Source organism: Variovorax sp. GW821-FHT09D07 (assembly GCF_059416345.1).
The window spans coordinates 590,873-609,989 of the sequence record NZ_JBWKOY010000003.1 but is presented as its reverse complement, the minus strand read 5'-3'; the positions used below and the strand labels follow the sequence as shown (position 1 = coordinate 609,989).

The following is a 19,117-nucleotide window of genomic DNA, read 5'->3' as shown; positions in this document are numbered from 1 at the left end:
GCGTAGCGCGGCGCCGGTCAGAACTTCTCGGACCAGGGGCGCAGGTCCAGCTCGTGCGTCCACGCATCGCGCGGCTGCGCGTGCAGCATCCAGTAGCTGTCGGCGATGTGGTCCGGGTTCAGGATGCCGTCGCTGTCCTTCAGCGCATAGCGCTCGGGGAAGTTGCTGCGGATGAACTCGGTGTCGATGGCGCCGTCGACCACGACGTGCGCGACGTGGATGCCCTGCGGCCCCAGCTCGCGCGCCATCGATTGGGCCAACGCACGCAGGGCCATCTTGGCGCCCGAGAAGGCACCGAAGTTGGCGGCGCCGCGCAGCGAGGCCGTCGCGCCGGTGAAGATGATCGTGCCGCGGTGGCCGCCGGCTGGCATCTCGCGCGCCACCATGCGCCTGGCCACTTCGCGGCCGTTGAGGAAGCCCGAGAAGCAGGCCATCTCCCACACCTTGAAGTACTTGCGCGCGGTTTCGGTGAGGATGCTTTCGGGCACGTTCGCGCCGATGTTGAACACCATCACCTCGATCGGCCCGACGGTCGATTCGATCTGCTCGATGAGCGCCACCACTTCTTCTTCCTTGCGTGCATCGCAGGCGAAGGCGTGGGCCCGGCCGCCGTCGGCCTCGATCTGCGCCACCAGCGGCTGCAGCTTGTCGAGGCTGCGCCGCGTGACGCAGGTGGCGTAGCCCTCGCGCGCGAAGCGGCGGGCAATGGCGCCGCCGGTGGCGTCGCCCGCGCCGACGATGAGAGCGGCCTTGGTGAGCGTCATCGCGTCATTCCTTGTAGTAAACGATCTGGTTGGACGTGGCGAGCAACGCGCCCTTCTCGCTCCACAGCTGCGCCTTCTGGTCGAAGAAGCCGTTGAAGAACTGCTGCCCCGCCGCGCAGCCCAGCAGGTAGCCCGTGCCGACCTCGGCCAGCTCGGCGGCGCCGACATGGAAGTACGTGGTGATCGACACCGTGCCCGCGGGCACGTGCGTGGCGCGGCGCAGCCACACGCGCGGATAGAACACGTCGCTCAACGCGGCGAGCGAGGCGAAGTCGAGCGGTCGCGCCTGCGCGTCGCGCACCCACAGGCGGGTTTCGCTGTGCTGCAGGCTGCCGTCCCACTTGGCGGGAATGCCGCCGCTGAAGGGACGCATCTCGTACTGCTCGAGCCAGGCCACGCCCGACGGGCCGATGCGGATGCGATCGACCGCCTCGGGCTTCGGCGCCTCGGGCATCGTGAGGTCGGCCTGGCTCCAGGTGTCGCGGCGCGCGGCCGTGACCACGGTGGCGGTGGTCGTCATGTTCGCGGTGCCGTCGGCGCCGGGCTGCGTGATCGTCACCGTCCAGTGTTGCGTCGAACGGTTGGTGCGCACGGCGGTGGCCTGGATGTCGAACGCGCCTTCGCCGAGCGCGGCCGCGTAGTTGACGGTCAGCGCGATGGGCGTGCCGAGCAGGTCGGGGTGCTGGAGCACCGCCTGCAGCGCCAGCGCCGCGGTGGTGCCGCCGAACGGGCCGACCATGTTCCAGTAGTCGGGACTCGTGGTGCCCGTGAAGTGCCCCACGCGGATGTCGCTGTGGTGCAGGGCCAGGGCTTTGTCGAGGGGGTGTGGGGTCGTGCTGCTCATGGTGATCGCCAGTGTGCCTGCGGAGGATGACGTCACGCAGTCGTGTGCGGGACGTTGGCGTGCTGCACTGCCGCAGGCGCGGTCAGTGCCGCGAGCCGATGCAGCTTGTCGAGCGTGCTCGGCCACAGGCTCTGGCTGAACTGCTCGCGGAAGAAACCGAAGTGGCCGATGCGCCGCGCCTGCACGTCGGCCGGCGCGATGCGCTCGACCGCGCTCGGTGCGCCTGCATAAAAACTCACGAGGCTGCGCGTGCCCGCATGCGTCATGAGTTCGTCGTCGGTCATCGAGAGCGCGAGCACCGGGAAGCGCACGCGCGCATAGCTTTGCAGCGCGGGCTCGCCTTCCGCGCCCACGCTGTAGCGCGGGTTCAGGCACCAGCGGCGCCATTGCAGGATCACGCCGCGCGGCAGGTCGCCGACCTTCTTCAGCTTGCGGCCCGGGAAGTAGCCCCACAGGCGCGTCGCCAGCGGCACCAGCACGAACCAGAAATACAGGATGCTGCGCCGCAGTTTCGGCGCGTTCTCGCGCCAGTAGCCGCTGCCGGCCGCGATGCTCACGAGGCCGTCGACCTGCCCGGGCCGTTGGAGGAAACCCGGCAGCTGCGCGCCGAGGCTGTGGCCCAGCAGGTACAGCGGCTGGTCGGGCAGCGCGGCCTTGGCGGCGTCGATCACCGCCTCGTAGTCGCGCGCCCAGTCGAACAGGTCGGCCTGGAAACCACGCAGCGGCGCATCGCCGAGCGAGTCGCCGCTGCCGCGGTAGTCGAAGGTCCAGACCCGCAGGCCCTGCCCCGCGAGCCAATGCGCGAAGGGCTCGTAGAACGACTGGCGCACACCCATCGCACCGCCGATGACGATGCTGGCGCGCGGGACGCCGGCGGGGTCGTAGCGGCGCACCGCCACGTGGGCGCCGGCGTCGACCGGCAGTTGCAGGGCTTGCATTCCGTGGTCTCCTTCGTTCTGCGGCCCCTTGCTAGGGCGTCCCGGGGTCGGACGGATCAGACGCGTTCAAAAATTCCTGCAGCGCCCTGGCCCATGCCCACGCACATCGTGACCATGCCGTACTTCAGCTTCTCGCGGCGCAGCGCGTGCACCACGGTGGCTGCGCGGATCGCGCCGGTCGCGCCCAGCGGGTGGCCCAGTGCAATGGCGCCGCCCATCGGGTTGACCTTCGACGGGTCGAGCCCCAGCGTGTTCATCACCGCGAGCGATTGCGCGGCGAAGGCTTCGTTGAGTTCGAACCAGTCGATGTCCTCGTGCTTCAGGCCCGCATAGCGCAGCGCAGCCGGAATCGCCTCGATCGGGCCGATGCCCATGATGTGCGGCGGCACGCCCTTGCTGGCGAAGCTCACGAAGCGCGCGAGCGGCGTGAGGCCGTACTGCTTGATGGCCTTTTCGCTGGCCAGGATCAGCGCGCCTGCGCCGTCGGAGGTCTGCGAGCTGTTGCCGGCCGTCACCGTGCCGCGCGCGGCGAACACGGTGCGCAGCTTGGCCAGGCCTTCGATGCTGGTGTCGGGGCGTGCGCCTTCGTCCAGGCTCACGGTGCGGGTCTTGGCGATCGACTCGCCGGTTTCCAGGTTCGGCGTGCGGTCGGTCACTTCGATCGGCGTGATCTCGTCGGCGAACTTGCCGGCGGCCTGCGCGGCCAGTGCCTTCTGGTGCGAGGCCAGCGCGAACGCGTCCTGCGCCTCGCGGCTCACCTTCCACTGCTGCGCAACCTTCTCGGCCGTGAGGCCCATGCCGTAGGCAATGCCCACGTCGCCTTCGCGCTCGAAGATCGAGGGCGACAGCGAGGGCGAGTTGCCCATCATCGGCACCATGCTCATGCTCTCGACACCGGCCGCGATCATCACGTCGGCCTCGCCGACGCGGATGCGGTCCGCCGCCATCTGCACGGCCGACAGGCCCGAAGCGCAGAAGCGATTCACGGTGATGCCACCGATGCTGGTCGGCAGGCCGGCCAGCACCGCGCCGATGCGCGCGACGTTCAGGCCCTGCTGCGATTCGGGAATCGCGCAGCCGCAGATGATGTCTTCGATGGCCTTGGGGTCCAGGCCCGGCACGGCAGCGAGTGCGGCCTTCAGCGTGGTCGCGAGCAGGTCGTCGGGACGGTAGTTGCGGAAGTAGCCGCGGTGCGACTTGCCGATGGGCGTGCGGGTGGCGGAGACGATGTAGGCGTCTTGTACTTGCTTGCTCATGAAATCTGTCCTTAGTTGCGCACGGGCTTGCCGGTGCTGAGCATGCCCATGATGCGTTCCTGCGTCTTGGGGTGCACGATGAGCGAGCAGAACGCCTTGCGTTCCAGCGTCATCAGGTATTCCTCGGTCACGAGCGAGCCCGCGTCCACGTCGCCGCCGGTGACCACGTTCGCGATCAGGCTGGCGATGTGGAAGTCGTGCGCGCTGATGAAGCCGCCGTCGCGCATGTTCACCAACTGGCCCTTGATCGTCGCGGCGCCGCTGCGGCCCGCCACGCGGAAGGTCCGGCGAAGCGGCGGGCGGTAGCCGGCGTCGGCCATGGCCTTGGCCTGCTGCAGTGCCACGTAGAGCAGCTCGTCCTTGTTCGGCACGATCACGTCGCTGTCGAGCAGGTAGCCCAGCTTCTTCGAGTCGAGCGCGCCGGTGCCGACCTTGGCCATCGCCGCGGCGGTGAAACCTTCGGTGAGGAACGGCAGCAGGTCGGTGCCCGTCGACGCCGATGCGTTTTCCGCCGCGCGGCGAGCGATGTAGGTCAGGCCGCCCGCGCCGGGGATCAGGCCCACGCCCACTTCGACCAGGCCGATGTAGCTTTCCATCGCGACGACGCGCTTGGCCGAGTGGATGGCCAGCTCGCAGCCGCCGCCCAGCGCCATGCCGCGCACGGCGGAGATCACCGGCACATTGGCGTAGCGGATCTTGAGCATGACGTTCTGCAGCTCTTCCTCCGCGCCTTCGACCGCGCCGATGCCCGCGACCACGAAGGCCGGCAGCATCGCCTGCAGATCGGCGCCGACCGAGAACACCTCGTCGGGCGACCAGATCACCAGGCCCTTGTATTCGGCTTCGGCCAGGTCGACCGCGGCGCCGAGCGCCTCGGCCACGTCGGGGCTGATGGCGTGCATCTTCGACTGGATGCTCGCGATGAGCACTTCACCGTCGAGCGTCCACACGCGCACATCGCCTTCGTCGCTGATCGTCGTGCCGGCCGTGTTGGCATCGGCCGCGTTGGCGCCGAGCACGCTCTCGGGGAACAGCTGGCGGTCGTGCACCGGCAGCTTGCGCTGCGGCACGAACTTGTTCTGCGAGGCGCTCCACGATCCTTCGGGCGTGTGCACGCCGCCGGCTTGTGCGACCGGGCCTTCGAAGACCCACTTCGGCAGCGGTGCGGTGCTCAGTGCCTTGCCGGCGTCGATGTCTTCCTGCACCCACTTGGCGACCTGCGCCCAGCCGGCTTCCTGCCACAGCTCGAACGGGCCCTGCTTCATGCCGAAGCCCCAGCGCATCGCGAAGTCGATGTCGCGCGCGCTCTCGGCGATGTCGGCCAGGTGCACGGCGGCGTAGTGGAAACCATCGCGCAGGATCGCCCAGAGGAACTGGCCCTGCGGCCCTTCACTCTCGCGCAGCAGCTTCAGGCGCTCGCCCGCGGGCTTCTTGAGCATGCGGCCGTACACCTCGTCGGCCTTCGCGCCGGCGGGCACGTACTCGCCGCTCTTCAGGTCGAAGCGCAGGATGTCGCGACCGGCCTTCTTGAAGAAGCCGGCCTTGGTCTTCTGGCCCAGGTTGCCCAGCTCCAGCAGCTTGGCGAGCACGGGCGGCGTCGCGAAGTTGGCGTAGAACGGATCGGTCTCGGCATTCAGGTTGTCCTGCAGCGTCTTCACGACGTGGGCCATGGTGTCCAGGCCCACCACGTCGGCGGTGCGGAAAGTGCCCGAGCTCGCGCGGCCCAGCTTCTTGCCGGTGAGGTCGTCCACCACGTCGGGCGTGAGGCCGAACTTCTCGACTTCCTTCAACGTGGCCAGCATGCCGGCGATGCCGACGCGGTTGGCGATGAAGTTGGGCGTGTCGTGCGCGCGCACCACGCCCTTGCCGAGCGTGCTGGTGACGAAGGCCTCGAGGTCATCGAGCACCTGCGGCTGCGTGGTGGGCGTGTTGATCAGCTCCACCAGGAACATGTAGCGCGGCGGGTTGAAGAAGTGAATGCCGCAGAAACGCGGCTTCAGGGCTTCAGGCAGCGCCTCGCTGAGCTTGGTGATCGACAGGCCCGAGGTGTTCGAGGCCAGGATCGAGTGCTTGGCCACGTGCGGCGCGATCTTCTTGTACAGATCGAGCTTCCAGTCCATGCGCTCGGCAATGGCCTCGATGATGAGGTCGCACTCGCCGAGCTTGGCCAGGTCGTCTTCGTAGTTGGCCTGCTCGATCAGGCCCGCGTCGGCCACGTCGCCCAGGGGCGCGGGCTTGAGCTTCTTGAGGTTGTCGATGGCGCGCGTGACGATGCCGTTCTTCGGGCCTTCCTTGGCGGCCAGGTCGAACAGCACGACAGGCACGCGCACGTTGACGAGGTGGGCGGCAATCTGCGCGCCCATCACGCCGGCGCCGAGCACGGCGACCTTCTTCACTTGAAATCGGGACATGTTGCTTGGTATTTCTTGGATAGGTTGTGCGCGGAGTTACTGCACACGGTTCCAGGTTTGGGTGCGCCAGAACGGGCCGAGGTAGCCACGGACCTCGAGCTTCTTGCCGCCGTCGATCGGCGTGAAGCTCGCGCGGTATTCCTTGCCGTTCTCGGGGTCGAGGATCTTCCCGCCTTCCCAGACGTCCTTGCCCTCGGCCTTCTTGCCGCCACGGATGATCTCCAGGCCCGCGATGGGCTTGCCCTTGCGGTCGTCGGCGCATTCGTCGCAGGTGGCGTCGGGCTTGGTGTCTTTCTTCAACGACTTCTCGATGCGACCGAGCAGCGCGCCGTTGGCGTCGGCGATGCGGATCTCGGCCTTGGCCTCGCCGGTCTTGTCGTCGACGTTGCGCCACAGGCCCACCGGCGTGCTCTGGGCCATGGCCGAGACGGCGGTGACGGTGAACAAGACGGCTGCAAGCATTGCTTTCATGAGCGGGCTCCCGGTGGGTCGATGAAGAAAGGCTGTGTGTCGCTTAAGCGAGTGCTGCGTCGGTGTCCATCAACACCTTGCTGCCGGCGCGCGCGGTGCGCATCAGCATCACGGTCTCGGGGAACAGCTTGGCGAAGTAGAAGCGTGCGGTCTGCAGCTTGGCGACGTAGAACGGATCGTTGTTGCCGGCGGCGATCTCGCGCAGCGCCACTTGCGCCATGCGGGCGAACAGGTAGCCGAACACGAAGTGGCCGGCCACGCGCAGGTAGTCGACGGCGGCGGCGCCCACTTCGTCGGGGTTCTGGAAGCCCTTGAAGCCGATCTCGGTCGTGAACTTGGTGAGCTGGTCGCCCAGCATCGCGATCGGGTTGATGAACTCGGCCATCTTCTCGTTCACGCCTTCTTCTTCCACCAGCTTGGCCACGAGCTTGCCGAACTTCTTGAGCGAGGCGCCGTTGTTGCCCAGGATCTTGCGGCCCAGCAGGTCCAGCGACTGGATGGTGTTGGTGCCTTCATAGATCATGTTGATGCGGTTGTCGCGCACGAACTGCTCCATGCCCCATTCCTTGATGAAGCCGTGGCCGCCGAACACCTGCATGCACGAATTGGTCGCGATGTGGCCGTTGTCGGTGATGAAGGCCTTGACGATGGGCGTGAGCAGCGCGACCAGCTCGCCGCTGTCCTTGCGCACCTTCTCGTCGGGGTGGTTGTGTTCCTTGTCGAGCAGCAGCGTGCAGAAGATCTGCAGCGCGCGGCCGCCTTCGGCATACGCCTTGGCCGTGAGCAGCATCTTGCGCACGTCGGGGTGCACGATGATGGGGTCGGCTTCCTTGTCCTTGGCCTTCACGCCCGACAGCGAACGCATCTGGATGCGGTCCTTGGCGTAGGCCAGCGCATTTTGATAAGCCACTTCGGTCAGGCCGAGCGACTGGTTGCCCACGCCCAGGCGGGCGGCGTTCATCATCACGAACATCGCGGCCAGGCCCTTGTTGGGCTCGCCCACCAGCGTGCCGGTGGCGCCTTCGATCACGATCTGCGCGGTGGCGTTGCCGTGGATGCCCATCTTGTGCTCCAGGCCGGCGCAGAAGATCGGGTTGCGCTCGCCCAGCGAGCCGTCGGCCTTGACGTGGAACTTGGGCACCACGAACAGGCTGATGCCCTTGCTGCCCTTGGGCGCGTCCGGCAGGCGGGCCAGCACCAGGTGAATGATGTTGCTCGTCATGTCGTGCTCGCCGGCCGAGATGAAGATCTTGCTGCCGGTGATGCGGTAGGTGCCGTCCGCCTGCGGCTCGGCCTTGGTGCGCAGCAGGCCCAGGTCGGTGCCGCAATGGGGTTCGGTCAGGCACATGGTGCCGGTCCACTCGCCGCTCGTGAGCTTGGGCAGGTAGGTCTTCTTCTGGTCGTCGGTGCCGTGCGCGGCCAGTGCCTCGTAGGCGCCGTGCGACAGGCCCGGGTACATGGTCCAGGCCTGGTTGGCGCTGTTGAGCATTTCGAACAGGCACTGGTTGACCACGAACGGCAGGCCCTGGCCGCCGAAGGCCGGGTCGCACGACAGTGCAGGCCAGCCGCCTTCGACGTACTTGGCGTAGGCGTCCTTGAAGCCGGTGGGCGTCTTGACTTCGTGCGTGGCCTTGTCGAGCACGCAGCCTTCTTCGTCGCCGCTGATGTTCAGCGGGAAGGTGACTTCGGCGGCGAACTTGCCGGCCTCTTCGATCACGGCGTTGATGGTGTCGGCATCGGTCTCGGCGTGGGCCGGCAGTGCCTTGAGTTCCTCGGCGACGTTGAGCACTTCGTGCAGCACGAACTGCATGTCACGCACGGGGGGGTTGTAGGTAGGCATCCGGGACTCTCCTGGTCGAAGCTAGATAGATTGGAAAAAACGAAAACGGAAAAACGAAACGGGCGGCCGTGGCGCTCAGCGCACGGTCTTGAGGCGGCGCGTGCCGCGCGCGGCGGGCGCGGCCTCGGCGGCGTTGGAAGCAGGCGGCGCGTCCGGCGTGGCGGCGCGCGCGAGGATGTTGTCGAAGCCGACGTTGGCGCGGCCGATGGAGCCGGGCACCTGCAGGAAGCGGGCTTCGTAGTGCAGCGCGAGGATCAGGCCGTGGATCTCGAACCCGACCTGGCGCTCGTCGGCGTCGGCGCGCAGGTGGCCTTCGGTCTTGGACTGCACGATGGCGCGCAGCACGGCGGCCTGCCAGATGCTGACCGACTCGACCAGCGCGTCGCGCACCGGGCCCGGGCGGTCGTCGAATTCGGAGGCGCCGCTGATGTAGATGCAGCCCGAGTCGATCTCGGTCGAGGTGCGCTTCATCCAGTTGGCGAACATGGCGCGCAGGCGCGGCAGGCCGCGCGGCGCCTGGAGCGCGGGGAAGAACACCTCTTGCTCGAAGCGCGCGTGGTATTCGCGCACCACGGAAATCTGCAGCTCTTCACGCGAGCCGAAGTGGGCGAACACGCCCGACTTGCTCATCTTGGTGATTTCGGCCACGGCGCCGATCGACAGGCCCTCGAGCCCGATCTGCGCGGCCAGCGCCAGCGCGGCGTCGACGATGATGGCCTTGGTCTGCTGGCCTTTGGGGGCGGCGCGGGCCGGCTTGGCGGGAACGGCGGTGGCAGACATCGTGAAAGCTCCGAATAAAACGAACGGTCGTTCTATTTTGCAGGGGCTTTGCACTTTTGACCGCAAATGACCTTGGGCTGCGGTGGGTTAATAAAGGTTAGCCAAAGCAAGGGGCGACCGCCAGGGGGCCGCGCCCTTGCCCGGCGGGATCAGAACTCCTGCGACACGGGCCGCAGCACGACCTCGTTGATGTCCACGTTCGCCGGCTGCTCGACCGCGTAGACGATGGCGCGCGCCACCGAGTCGGCGGGGATCTGGTTGGCGTCGTAGAAGGCCTTCACGCCGGCGGCGCTCTCGGCGTCGCTGCTGCCGAACTTGAGTTCCGAGTCCACCGCGCCCGGCGACACGATGGTCACGCGCACGCCGCTGTTGCCCACCTCCACGCGCAGGCCTTCGGAGATGGCGCGCACCGCGTGCTTGGTGGCGCTGTAGACCGTGCCGATGGGCGTGAACACCTTCAGCCCGGCAATCGAGGCGACGTTCACGATGTGGCCGCTGCCCTGCGCCTGCATGCGCGGCAGCACGGCGGCGATGCCGTAGAGCACGCCCTTGATGTTGACGTCGATGGTGCGGTCCCACTCGTCGACCTTGAGTTTGTCCAGCGGCGACAGCGGCATCACGCCCGCGTTGTTGACCAGCACGTCGATGCGGCCGAAGGCCTCGACCGTCGCGGCCGCGAGCTTTTCCAGGTCGGCGCGCTTCGCCACGTCGGTGGCCACGGCGATCGCTTCGCCGCCGGCCTGGCGGATCTCGGCGACGACCTGGTCGAGCCGGTCGGTGCGGCGGGCCGCGAGCACCACCTTGGCGCCGCGCGCGGCCAGGTGGCGCGCCGTCGATTCGCCCAGGCCGCTGCTGGCGCCGGTGACGATGGCAACCTTGCCCTGGATGTTGTCTTGAATGGAGGTCATGGAATTTCCTTGGGGTGTGTTGAAGAAGTGCATGCAGTGTGGAAAATCCACGCGTTCCAGTAAATGAAACTCTGGCGACTTCAGAATTCCACATTCAGGAATTAAGGAACACCCCATGTCCAACCGCCTCGAAGCCCTGCGCGTGTTCTTCACCGCCGCCGATGCCGCCAACTTCCGCGAGGCGGCCGTGCGCCTGTCGGTGTCGCCGCAGGTGGTGACGCGCGCGGTGCGCGAACTCGAGGAAGAGCTGGGCGAGCCGCTCTTTCACCGCAGCACGCGCGGCGTGCAGCTCACCGATTTCGGGCGCCAGCTGGCCGAGCGCGCCCGCGTGGCCGTGGGCGGCGTGGACGAACTTTTTCACCGCATCGACCGGCGCGCGCTGTCGCAGCACACGGGCACGGTGCGGGTCACGGCGCCGCATGTGTACGCCCGGCTGATTCCGCAGGCGCTGGCGCCGCTGCTGGCGCAGCATCCCGGGCTGGTGCTCGACCTGCGGCTGTCGGAGCAGCATGCCGACGTGGTCGACCAGCAGATCGACCTCGGCGTGCGCGTCGGCCCGATGCGCGACGCGCGCTTCGTGGCCCGGGGTGTGGGAAAGATGTCGCTGTGTGTGGTGGGCTCACCCGCACTCGTCGAGCGGGTCGGTGCGCCGCGCAGCGTCGATGCGCTGTCCGGGCTGCCGGTGACGGCGCTGATCGACCACAGCTCGGGCCGCCCCTGGCCGTGGGCCTTCAGCAAGAAACGGGTGTTCACCGTGTCGTCGCCCGCGTTCGTGACGGACAACATCGACGCCGAATGCGCCGCGGTGCTGGCGGGCATCGGCTTCGGCCAGCTCATCGGGCCGCTGGCGCAGCCGTGGCTGCAATCGGGTGCGCTGGTGGAGGTGCTGGCGGCCGAGGCGCCCGAGCCCTGGCCGATCCACGTCTACCGCCCGCAGCGCGCGCCGGTGCCGGCGCGCGTGCGGCTGGTGTACGACGAGCTGGTCCGCGTACTCAGAGCTTGAAGGGCACCACTTCCTGGCGCTGCTCGCCCAGGCCTTCGATGCCCAGCGTCATCACGTCGCCCTTCTTCAGGAACAGCGGCGGCTTCATGCCCATGCCGACGCCGGGCGGCGTGCCGGTGGTGATCACGTCGCCGGGCATCAGCGTCATGAACTGGCTCACGTAGCTCACGAGCTTGGCCACGCTGAAGATCATGGTCTTGGTGCTGCCGGTCTGCACGCGCTGGCCGTTCAGGTCGAGCCACATCGCGAGCTTCTGCGGGTTCTCGATCTCGTCGCGCGTGACGAGCCAGGGGCCGATGGGGCCGAAGGTGTCGCAGCCCTTGCCCTTGTCCCAGGTGCCGCCGCGCTCGATCTGGTATTCACGCTCGCTCACGTCGTTGATGGTGCAGTAGCCGGCCACGTAATCGAGTGCGCTCTTCTGCGACACATAGCGCGCCTTCGTGCCGATGACCACGCCGAGCTCGACCTCCCAGTCGGACTTGACCGAGCCCTTGGGCAGCATCACCGGGTCGTTCGGGCCCTGGATGCAGCTGGTGGCCTTCATGAAGACGATGGGTTCCTTGGGCACCGGCAGGCCCGACTCGGCCGCGTGGTCGGCGTAGTTCAGGCCGATGGCGATGAACTTGCCGACGTTGGCCACCGGGCTGCCGAAGCGCGGCTTGCCCTTGACCAGCGGCAGCTTGTCGAGCTTGGTCTTGCGCAGCTTGGCCAGGGCGGCATCGCCGAGCTGGTCGGGACCGATGTCCTTGACGACGGCGCTCAGGTCGCGCAGCTTGCCTTCGTTGTCGATGAGGCCGGGCTTCTCTTTGCCGGGGTTGCCGTAGCGGACGAGTTTCATGCGTTCCTTTCAGTGCATTGAAATAGGGAATGGGGTCAGTAGGTGGAGCGGCCACCGGAGAGGTCGAAGACCGTGCCGGTGGAAAACGAACAATCGTCGGTGCACAGCCAGCCGACCATCGCCGCCACCTCTTCCACGGTGCCGAAGCGGCCCATGGGAATCTTCGAAAGCATGAAGGCGATGTGGTCGGGGGTCATCTGGTCGAAGATGGCGGTCTTCACCGCCGCGGGCGTCACGCAGTTCACGCGGATGCCGGTGTCGGCCAGCTCCTTGCCGAGCGACTTGGTGAGCCCGATGACGGCGGCCTTGCTCGCACTGTACGCGCTGGCGTTGGGGTTGCCGTCCTTGCCCGCCACCGAGGCGATGTTGACGATGCGGCCTTCGCCTTTCGTGCCCTGCCTGCGCATCTGCGCCACCACCTCGCGGCAGCACAGGAACACGCCGTTGACGTTGACCTCCATCACCTGGCGCCACTCGTCCACCGGGTAGTCCCACAGCTTGACGTTGGGCCCGGTGATGCCGGCGCTGTTGACCAGCGCATCGATGCGCGGCGCGTGCGCGAGCGTGGCGGCCACGGCCTTTGCGACCGAGGGCTGCTGCGTCACGTCGACCTTCAATGCGAAGGCCTTGGCACCCAGCGCTTCGGCCGCGCGCACCGCGGCGGCCTCGTCGCGGTCCCACAGCGTGACGCTGCCGCCCGAGGCGACGAGCCGCTGCGCGATGCCGAAGCCCAGCCCCGTGGCACCGCCGGTGACCACGGCGTGGCGGCCTTCGAAATCGAGCCGGTTCATATCGTGATGCCGCCGTCGACCGTGAAGTACTGGCCGGTGGCGAAGATGGATTCGTCGCTCGCCAGGAACACCACCACCGGCGCGATCTCCTCGGCCTGCGCGAGCCGGCCCATGGGCTGGCGCGCCACGAAGGCCTTGCGCGCGGCCTCGGGGTCGGCGTTGGCGTTGATGCGATCGCCCAGCGAGGGCGTGTCGACCGTGCCCGGGCACACGGCATTGCAGCGGATGCCGCGGGCCACGTAGTCGGCCGCCACGCTCTTGGTGAGGCCGAGCACGGCCGCCTTGGTGGTGCCGTAGACGAAGCGGTTGGGCAGGCCCTTCATGCTGGAGCACACGCTGGCCATGTTGATGATGCTGCCGCGCCCGGCCGCGAGCATGCCGGGCAGCACGGCCTGGATGGTCCACATCTGGGCGCGCACGTTGAGGCGGAAGGCAAAGTCGAGGTCGTCGTCGCCGGCCTGCTCGATGGTGCCGTTGTGCACCACGCCCGCGCAGTTGAAGAGCACGTCGAGCGTGGGCAGCTGCGCCACGACCGCGCCGATGGCGGCCTTGTCGAGCACGTTGAGCTTCAGGGCCGAGACGTTCGCCACGCCGGCGTAGGCCGACAGCAACTGCTCGTTGACATCGGTGGCCCACACATGGGCGCCCTCGGCCGCGAGCGCCAGCACGCTGGCGCGGCCGATGCCCTGGCCGGCGGCGGTGACGAGCACGGTCTTTCCCTTCAATCTCATGGTCGGTGTCTCCTGGGGTGTTCTGCGGATGCGGGGTGGGTTCGGGTTAGGCCCGATGGGTGACATCTGTGAATCGCCGTATTCTGAATTGGCCTTACCACTTGTCCAATTCAGGACAACCCTTAAGCCGATCCACCGCCTCGCCCGCACCCACTGCCTGCTCCTGTGCCGCTCCAGACCGTCGAACCCCAACGCCTCTATCGCCAGATTGCCGACCAGCTCCGGGGGCTGATCGCCAAGGGCGAATTCGACGTGGGCGCGCGCCTGCCCGCCGAGCGCGACCTGGCCAAGCAGCTGGGCGTGAGCCGGCCCTCGGTGCGCGAAGCGCTCATCGCGCTGGAGGTCGAGGGCTGGGTCGAGGTGCGCACCGGCTCGGGCGTGTACGTGCTCGACCGCTCGCACCGCGCCAGCGCGCCGGTGGCGCCCACCGAGTGGGGGCCGCTGGAGCTGATCCGCGCACGCCGCGTGATCGAGGGCGAGACCGCCGCCATCGCCGCCCTCTCGGGCAAGCGCAAGGATGTGGACGCGATGACGCGCGCCATCGCCACCATGCGCGAGATGGCCGACCGCAACGTCATGCCGCTGGACGGCGACCGCGCCTTTCACCTGGCCATCGTCGGCGCCAGCGGCAACGTGGTGCTGGTCGAGACGGTGCAGGGCTTCTGGGATTCACGCCGCGGGCCGATCTTCACGCGGCTGGGCGGCTACTTCGAGACCGTGACCTCGTGGCGCGCCGCCATCACCGAGCACGAGGCGATCCGCGACGCCATTGCCGCGCGCGACGCCGACGCCGCGCGCAGCGCGATGCACACGCACATGGACAACTCGCACCACCGTTTCAGCGCGAGCTGGCGCCGCGCCAAGCCCGCCTGATTCCTCGCCAGCCTTCCTGCCAGTTCACTACAACGGAGACACACCCCATGATCAGCAGCAGCAAGAACAGCAAACGCACCGCCCTCAAGGCCCTGGCCGCCTGCGCCCTCGCGGCCGGCGCGCTGGGCGTATCGGGCATCGCCTCGGCGCAGACCAAGCTCAAGTGGGCGCACGTCTACGAGACCTCGGAGCCCTTCCACAAGTACTCGGTGTGGGCGGCCGAGGAGATCAAGAAGCGCAGCAACGGCAAGTACGACATCCAGGTGTTCCCGGCCTCCAGCCTGGGCAAGGAAGCCGACATCAACCAGGGCCTGACGCTGGGCACGGTCGACATCGTGCTGACCGGCGCGAGCTTCGCGGGCAACAGCTACAAGCCGCTGGCCATCACCTACTTTCCGTTCATCTTCCGCGACGCGGAGCACCAGCTGAAGTACGCCAGGAGCGACGTGTTCAAGGAGCTCGCCAAGGGCTACGACGACAAGACCGGCAACCACATCACGGCGCTCAACTACTACGGCGCGCGCCACGTCACCTCGAGCGCGGCCAAGCCGGTGAGCAAGCCCGAGGACATGAAGGGCCTGAAGATCCGCGTGCCCGACGCGCCCGCCTACCTGGCCTTTCCCAAGTCGCTGGGCGCCAATGCCACGCCGATCGCCTTCGCCGAGGTCTACCTCGCGCTGCAAAGCGGCACCGTGGATGCGCAGGAGAACCCGCTGCCCACCATCGAGGCCAAGAAGTTCTACGAGGTGCAGAAGAACATCTCGCTGACCGGCCACATCGTCGACTCGCTGCTCACCGTGGTCTCGGGCCAGCTGTGGGCCAAGCTCAGCGCCGACGAGAAGAAGATGTTCAACGACGTGATGCAGGAAGCCGCCGAGAAGACCGGCCGCGAGATCATCGCCTCCGAGACCCGGCTGGTGGAGGAGTTCAAGAAGAAGGGCAACAACGTGATCACGGTCGACAAGGGCGCGTTCCGCGAGGCCGTGCTCAAGAACACCAAGCCCACCGACCACGGCTACCGCCAGCAGGACTACGACCGCATCATCGCGATCAAGTAAGGCCACACGATGAGCGACGACAAGCTGCTGGGCGACGACGGCGAGTTCCACGCCAAGGACGAGGCCGTCGACCTGTCCGGCACCACCGTGGAGGCCTGGGCCGCCCTGGGCATCTTCTGGGTGCTGGGCCTCACGGTGCTCTACCAGTTCGTGACGCGCTACGTGCTGAACGACTCGGCCTCCTGGACCGAGGAGATCGCGCGCTACCTGCTGGTGGGCACGGTGTTCGTGGGCGCGTCGATCGGCGTGGCGCGCAACAACCACATCCAGGTCGACTTCTTCTACCGCCACATGCCGCCGGCCATGGGCCGTGCGCTGGGCCTGCTGGTCGACGTGCTGCGCACGGCGTTCTTCGCGGCGGCCGTGGTCATGACGGTGCAGATGATGCTCAAGATCGGCAACAACGCGAGCATGACCATCGTCGACCTGCCGATGAACATCGTCTACGGCGTGTGCCTGCTGGGCTTCGTCGCCATGTGCGTGCGCTCGGTGCAGGTGAGCGTGGTGCACTGGCGCCGCGGCTACTGCGTGCTGGAGCGGCCCGAATCCACGATCGACGACCGCTGAGGTCGCAACCCCACTCCATCACGACAACAACATGCTGAAGATCGCCTTCCTGCTCTTCATGAGCGCCGGCATCCCGGTCGCCGTGGCCATGGCCGGTGCCTCACTGGTCTACATCCTCTGGAGCGGCAACCTGCCGGGCTTCGTCGTCATTCACCGCATGGTGAGCGGCGTCGACAGCTTTCCGCTGCTCGCCGTTCCCTTCTTCATCCTCGCCGGCAACCTGATGAACAACGCCGGCATCACCAACCGCATCTACAACTTCGCGCTCGCATTGGTGGGCTGGCTCAAGGGCGGCCTGGGGCACGTGAACATCCTGGGCTCGGTGATCTTCTCGGGCATGAGCGGCACCGCGATCGCGGACGCGGCGGGCCTGGGCACGATCGAGATCAAGGCGATGAAGGAGCACGGCTACTCGACCGAGTTCGCGGTCGGCGTGACCGCGGCCTCGGCCACGCTGGGCCCGATCATTCCGCCGAGCCTGCCCTTCGTGATCTACGGGATGATGGCCAACGTGTCGGTGGGTGCGCTCTTCATCGCGGGGCTCATGCCGGGGCTGATCATGACGCTGCTCATGATGCTCACGGTGGCCTACTACGCGCACAAGAACGGCTGGGGCGCGGACGTGAAGTTCCAGTGGCCGCGGCTCATGAAGGCGCTGGTCGAGCTGCTGGTGGTGTGCCTGTGGCCCACGCTGCTGTGGTTCGCAGTCGACAAGTTCGGCGCGCCGGCCCAACCGGCGGTGGCCATTGCGCTGGTGATCCTTTTCGCGGCCGACAAGGTCTTCAAGTTCGAGGCGGTGCTGCCGATCATGACGCCGGTGCTGCTCATCGGCGGCATGGCGACGGGCCTGTTCACCGCCACCGAAGGCGCCATTGCCGCCTGCGTGTGGGCGATGGTGCTGGGCTTCTTCTGGTACCGCACGCTGCAGTGGAAGATGTTCGTCAAGGTGTGCATGGAGACGGTGGAGTCGACCTCCACGGTGCTCTTCATCGTGGCAGCCGCCTCGATCTTCGGCTGGATGCTGACGGCCACCGGCGTCACGGCCGACATCGCGAGCTGGGTGCTCAACTTCACCAAGGAAGCCTGGGTGTTCCTGCTGCTGGCGAACCTGCTGATGCTGTTCGTGGGCTGCTTCCTGGAGACCACCGCGGCCATCACGATCCTGGTGCCGATCCTCTTGCCGATCTCGAACCAGCTGGGCATCGACCCGGTGCACTTCGGCGTGGTGATGGTGCTCAACCTCATGATCGGCGTGCTGCACCCGCCGATGGGCATGGTGCTGTTCGTGCTGGCGCGCATCGCCAACCTCAGCATCGAGCGCACGACGATGGCAATCCTGCCCTGGCTGGTGCCGTTGCTGTTGAGCCTGGGCATCATCACCTACTGGCCCGCCACCGTGTTGTGGCTACCGAAGATCATGCAGTAACGACCACCGCCGGCGCACCCGCGCCGGCTCCGAGAACGATACCCACGATGACCCCCTACATCCGACTCCATCCCGCCGACGACGTCGTCATCGCGCGCTCGCAACTGCTGGGCGGCACGCTCGTCGAGAACGTGGCCGTGCGCGGCCTGATCCCGCCGGGGCACAAGGTCGCCATGCGCGCCATCGCGCAGGGCGAACCGGTGCGCCGCTACAACCAGATCATCGGCTTCGCGAGCAAGGCCATTGCCGCTGGCGAGCACGTGCACACGCAGAACCTGGACATGGGCCCCGACAAGGGCGACTTCGAACGCGACTACGCCTTCGGCGCCGACGTGAAGCCCGCGCCCGCGAAACGCGAGGCCACCTTCATGGGCATCCAGCGCGCCGACGGCCGCGTGGCCACGCGCAACTACATCGGCGTGCTGACCAGCGTGAACTGCTCGGCCACGGCCGCGCGTGCCATTGCCGACCACTTCTCGCGCAAGACCAACCCACAGGCGCTCGCGGCGTTCCCGAACGTCGATGGCATCGTCGCGCTGACGCACGGCACGGGCTGCGGCATGGACACGCAGGGCATGGGCATGCAGATCCTGGAGCGCACGCTCACGGGCTACGCCACGCACCCGAACTTCGCGGGCGTGCTGGTGGTGGGACTGGGCTGCGAAGCCAACCAGATCAACGCCTGGCTCGCCACCGGCCACCTGGCCGAGGGCGAGAACTTCCGCACCTTCAACATCCAGGACACGGGCGGCACGCGCAAGACGGTCGAGAAGGGCGTGGCGCTCATCAATGAAATGCTGCCGCGCGCCAACGCAGTGAAGCGCGAGCCGTGCAGCGCGGCGCACATCACCATCGGGCTGCAGTGCGGCGGCTCCGACGGCTACTCGGGCATCAGCGCCAACCCGGCGCTCGGCGCAGCGGTCGACCTGCTGGTGGCGCACGGCGGCACGGCCATCCTGAGCGAAACGCCCGAGGTCTACGGCGCCGAGCACCTGCTGACGCGCCGCGCAGTGAAGCGCGAGGTCGGCCAGAAGCTCGTGGACCGCATCAAGTGGTGGGAGCACTACACAGAGATCAACGAGGGCGAGATGAACAACAACCCCTCGCCCGGCAACAAGGCGGGCGGGCTCACGACCATCCTCGAGAAGTCGCTGGGCGCGGTCGCCAAGGGCGGCACGAGCAACCTCGAAGCCGTGTATGAGTACGCCGAGCCCGTCACTGCGCACGGCTTCGTCTACATGGACACGCCGGGCTACGACCCGGTGAGCGCCACGGGCCAGGTGGCGGGCGGCGCGAACCTGATCTGCTTCACGACCGGGCGCGGCTCGGCGTATGGCTGCGCGCCCTCGCCCTCGCTCAAGCTCGCGACCAACTCGGCGCTGTGGCAGCGGCAGGAAGAAGACATGGACATCAACTGCGGCGAGATCGTCGACGGCACGGCCTCGATTGCGGAGATGGGCCAGCGCATCTTCGAGCTGGTGCTGGCCACGGCCTCGGGCGCGCACTCCAAGAGCGAGCAGCACGGCTACGGGCAGAACGAGTTCGTGCCGTGGCAAGTCGGCGCGGTGATGTGAGGCCAATGCAGCCCCTGCCCGCCCGCCCCGTCGGCCACGCCATC

General features: G+C 67.6%; 18 protein-coding genes. 6 read left to right on the top strand and 12 right to left on the bottom strand.

The annotated features are described in order from the left end of the window. Window positions 1-17: 17 nt before the first annotated feature. From AC07OX_RS14250 to AC07OX_RS14210, 9 genes are all read right to left on the bottom strand, one after another. The gene (locus AC07OX_RS14250) at window positions 18-764 is read right to left on the bottom strand and encodes an SDR family oxidoreductase (RefSeq protein WP_495261851.1); all 747 of its coding nucleotides are present in this window, start codon (window positions 762-764) and stop codon (window positions 18-20) included. A 4-nt stretch (window positions 765-768) separates the two neighbouring features. After that, a complete protein-coding gene (locus tag AC07OX_RS14245; protein WP_062471080.1) occupies window positions 769-1,608 on the bottom strand; it encodes an acyl-CoA thioesterase in 840 nt (279 codons plus the stop codon). Between the two features lie 32 nt (window positions 1,609-1,640). Next, window positions 1,641-2,546 carry an alpha/beta hydrolase family protein gene (locus tag AC07OX_RS14240; protein ID WP_495261850.1) on the bottom strand — a complete coding sequence of 302 codons (906 nt, stop codon included), beginning with the start codon at window positions 2,544-2,546 and terminating at the stop codon, window positions 1,641-1,643. A gap of 56 nt (window positions 2,547-2,602) precedes the next feature. After that, window positions 2,603-3,802 carry an acetyl-CoA C-acyltransferase gene (locus AC07OX_RS14235; protein ID WP_062471086.1) on the bottom strand — a complete coding sequence of 400 codons (1,200 nt, stop codon included), beginning with the start codon at window positions 3,800-3,802 and terminating at the stop codon, window positions 2,603-2,605. Window positions 3,803-3,813: 11 nt separating this feature from the next. Next, entirely contained in the window at window positions 3,814-6,213 is a 2,400-nt protein-coding gene (locus AC07OX_RS14230; RefSeq protein WP_159278636.1) for a 3-hydroxyacyl-CoA dehydrogenase/enoyl-CoA hydratase family protein, read from the bottom strand. 36 nt (window positions 6,214-6,249) lie between these two features. Continuing rightward, on the bottom strand, window positions 6,250-6,684 hold the full coding sequence (locus AC07OX_RS14225; protein ID WP_495261849.1) for a DUF2147 domain-containing protein: 435 nt from the start codon (window positions 6,682-6,684) through the stop codon (window positions 6,250-6,252). A gap of 43 nt (window positions 6,685-6,727) precedes the next feature. Then, window positions 6,728-8,524 (bottom strand): acyl-CoA dehydrogenase C-terminal domain-containing protein, encoded by a 1,797-nt coding sequence (locus AC07OX_RS14220; protein ID WP_070060218.1) that lies wholly within the window; start codon window positions 8,522-8,524, stop codon window positions 6,728-6,730. A gap of 75 nt (window positions 8,525-8,599) precedes the next feature. Next, complete coding sequence (locus AC07OX_RS14215; RefSeq protein WP_495261848.1) at window positions 8,600-9,304, bottom strand: TetR/AcrR family transcriptional regulator; 705 nt, start codon at window positions 9,302-9,304, stop codon at window positions 8,600-8,602. Between the two features lie 149 nt (window positions 9,305-9,453). Then, the gene (locus tag AC07OX_RS14210) at window positions 9,454-10,212 is read right to left on the bottom strand and encodes an SDR family oxidoreductase (RefSeq protein WP_495261847.1); all 759 of its coding nucleotides are present in this window, start codon (window positions 10,210-10,212) and stop codon (window positions 9,454-9,456) included. 115 nt (window positions 10,213-10,327) lie between these two features. On the opposite strand from AC07OX_RS14210, the gene AC07OX_RS14205 reads away from it, so the two are divergent. Continuing rightward, window positions 10,328-11,215, top strand: a complete 888-nt coding sequence (locus AC07OX_RS14205; protein ID WP_495261846.1) for a LysR family transcriptional regulator — start codon at window positions 10,328-10,330, stop codon at window positions 11,213-11,215. Here AC07OX_RS14205 and AC07OX_RS14200 read toward each other — a convergent pair. Genes AC07OX_RS14200 through AC07OX_RS14190 form a run of 3 tightly spaced genes read right to left on the bottom strand, consistent with a single transcriptional unit; the run spans window position 11,205 to window position 13,575 of the window. Then, the gene (locus AC07OX_RS14200) at window positions 11,205-12,053 is read right to left on the bottom strand and encodes a fumarylacetoacetate hydrolase family protein (protein ID WP_062471108.1); all 849 of its coding nucleotides are present in this window, start codon (window positions 12,051-12,053) and stop codon (window positions 11,205-11,207) included. The genes AC07OX_RS14205 and AC07OX_RS14200 overlap by 11 nt on opposite strands. Window positions 12,054-12,088: 35 nt before the next feature. Next, window positions 12,089-12,844 (bottom strand): SDR family NAD(P)-dependent oxidoreductase, encoded by a 756-nt coding sequence (locus AC07OX_RS14195; RefSeq protein WP_495261845.1) that lies wholly within the window; start codon window positions 12,842-12,844, stop codon window positions 12,089-12,091. Further along, window positions 12,841-13,575 (bottom strand): SDR family oxidoreductase, encoded by a 735-nt coding sequence (locus AC07OX_RS14190; RefSeq protein ID WP_495261844.1) that lies wholly within the window; start codon window positions 13,573-13,575, stop codon window positions 12,841-12,843. Before AC07OX_RS14190 ends, AC07OX_RS14195 begins: the two co-directional genes overlap by 4 nt. Window positions 13,576-13,740: 165 nt before the next feature. Here AC07OX_RS14190 and AC07OX_RS14185 point away from each other — a divergent pair, with 165 nt between their 5' ends. The 5 genes from AC07OX_RS14185 to AC07OX_RS14165 are packed head-to-tail and all read left to right on the top strand — an operon-like array spanning window position 13,741 to window position 19,073. Beyond that, complete coding sequence (locus AC07OX_RS14185) at window positions 13,741-14,448, top strand: FadR/GntR family transcriptional regulator (protein WP_062471117.1); 708 nt, start codon at window positions 13,741-13,743, stop codon at window positions 14,446-14,448. Window positions 14,449-14,495: 47 nt separating this feature from the next. After that, complete coding sequence (locus tag AC07OX_RS14180) at window positions 14,496-15,506, top strand: sialic acid TRAP transporter substrate-binding protein SiaP (RefSeq protein ID WP_070060224.1); 1,011 nt, start codon at window positions 14,496-14,498, stop codon at window positions 15,504-15,506. 9 nt (window positions 15,507-15,515) lie between these two features. After that, window positions 15,516-16,073, top strand: a complete 558-nt coding sequence (locus tag AC07OX_RS14175; RefSeq protein WP_070060225.1) for a TRAP transporter small permease — start codon at window positions 15,516-15,518, stop codon at window positions 16,071-16,073. Between the two features lie 31 nt (window positions 16,074-16,104). Next, entirely contained in the window at window positions 16,105-17,499 is a 1,395-nt protein-coding gene (locus AC07OX_RS14170; protein ID WP_495261843.1) for a TRAP transporter large permease, read from the top strand. 47 nt (window positions 17,500-17,546) lie between these two features. Beyond that, entirely contained in the window at window positions 17,547-19,073 is a 1,527-nt protein-coding gene (locus AC07OX_RS14165) for a UxaA family hydrolase (protein WP_495261842.1), read from the top strand. The last annotated feature ends 44 nt before the right edge of the window (window positions 19,074-19,117 follow it).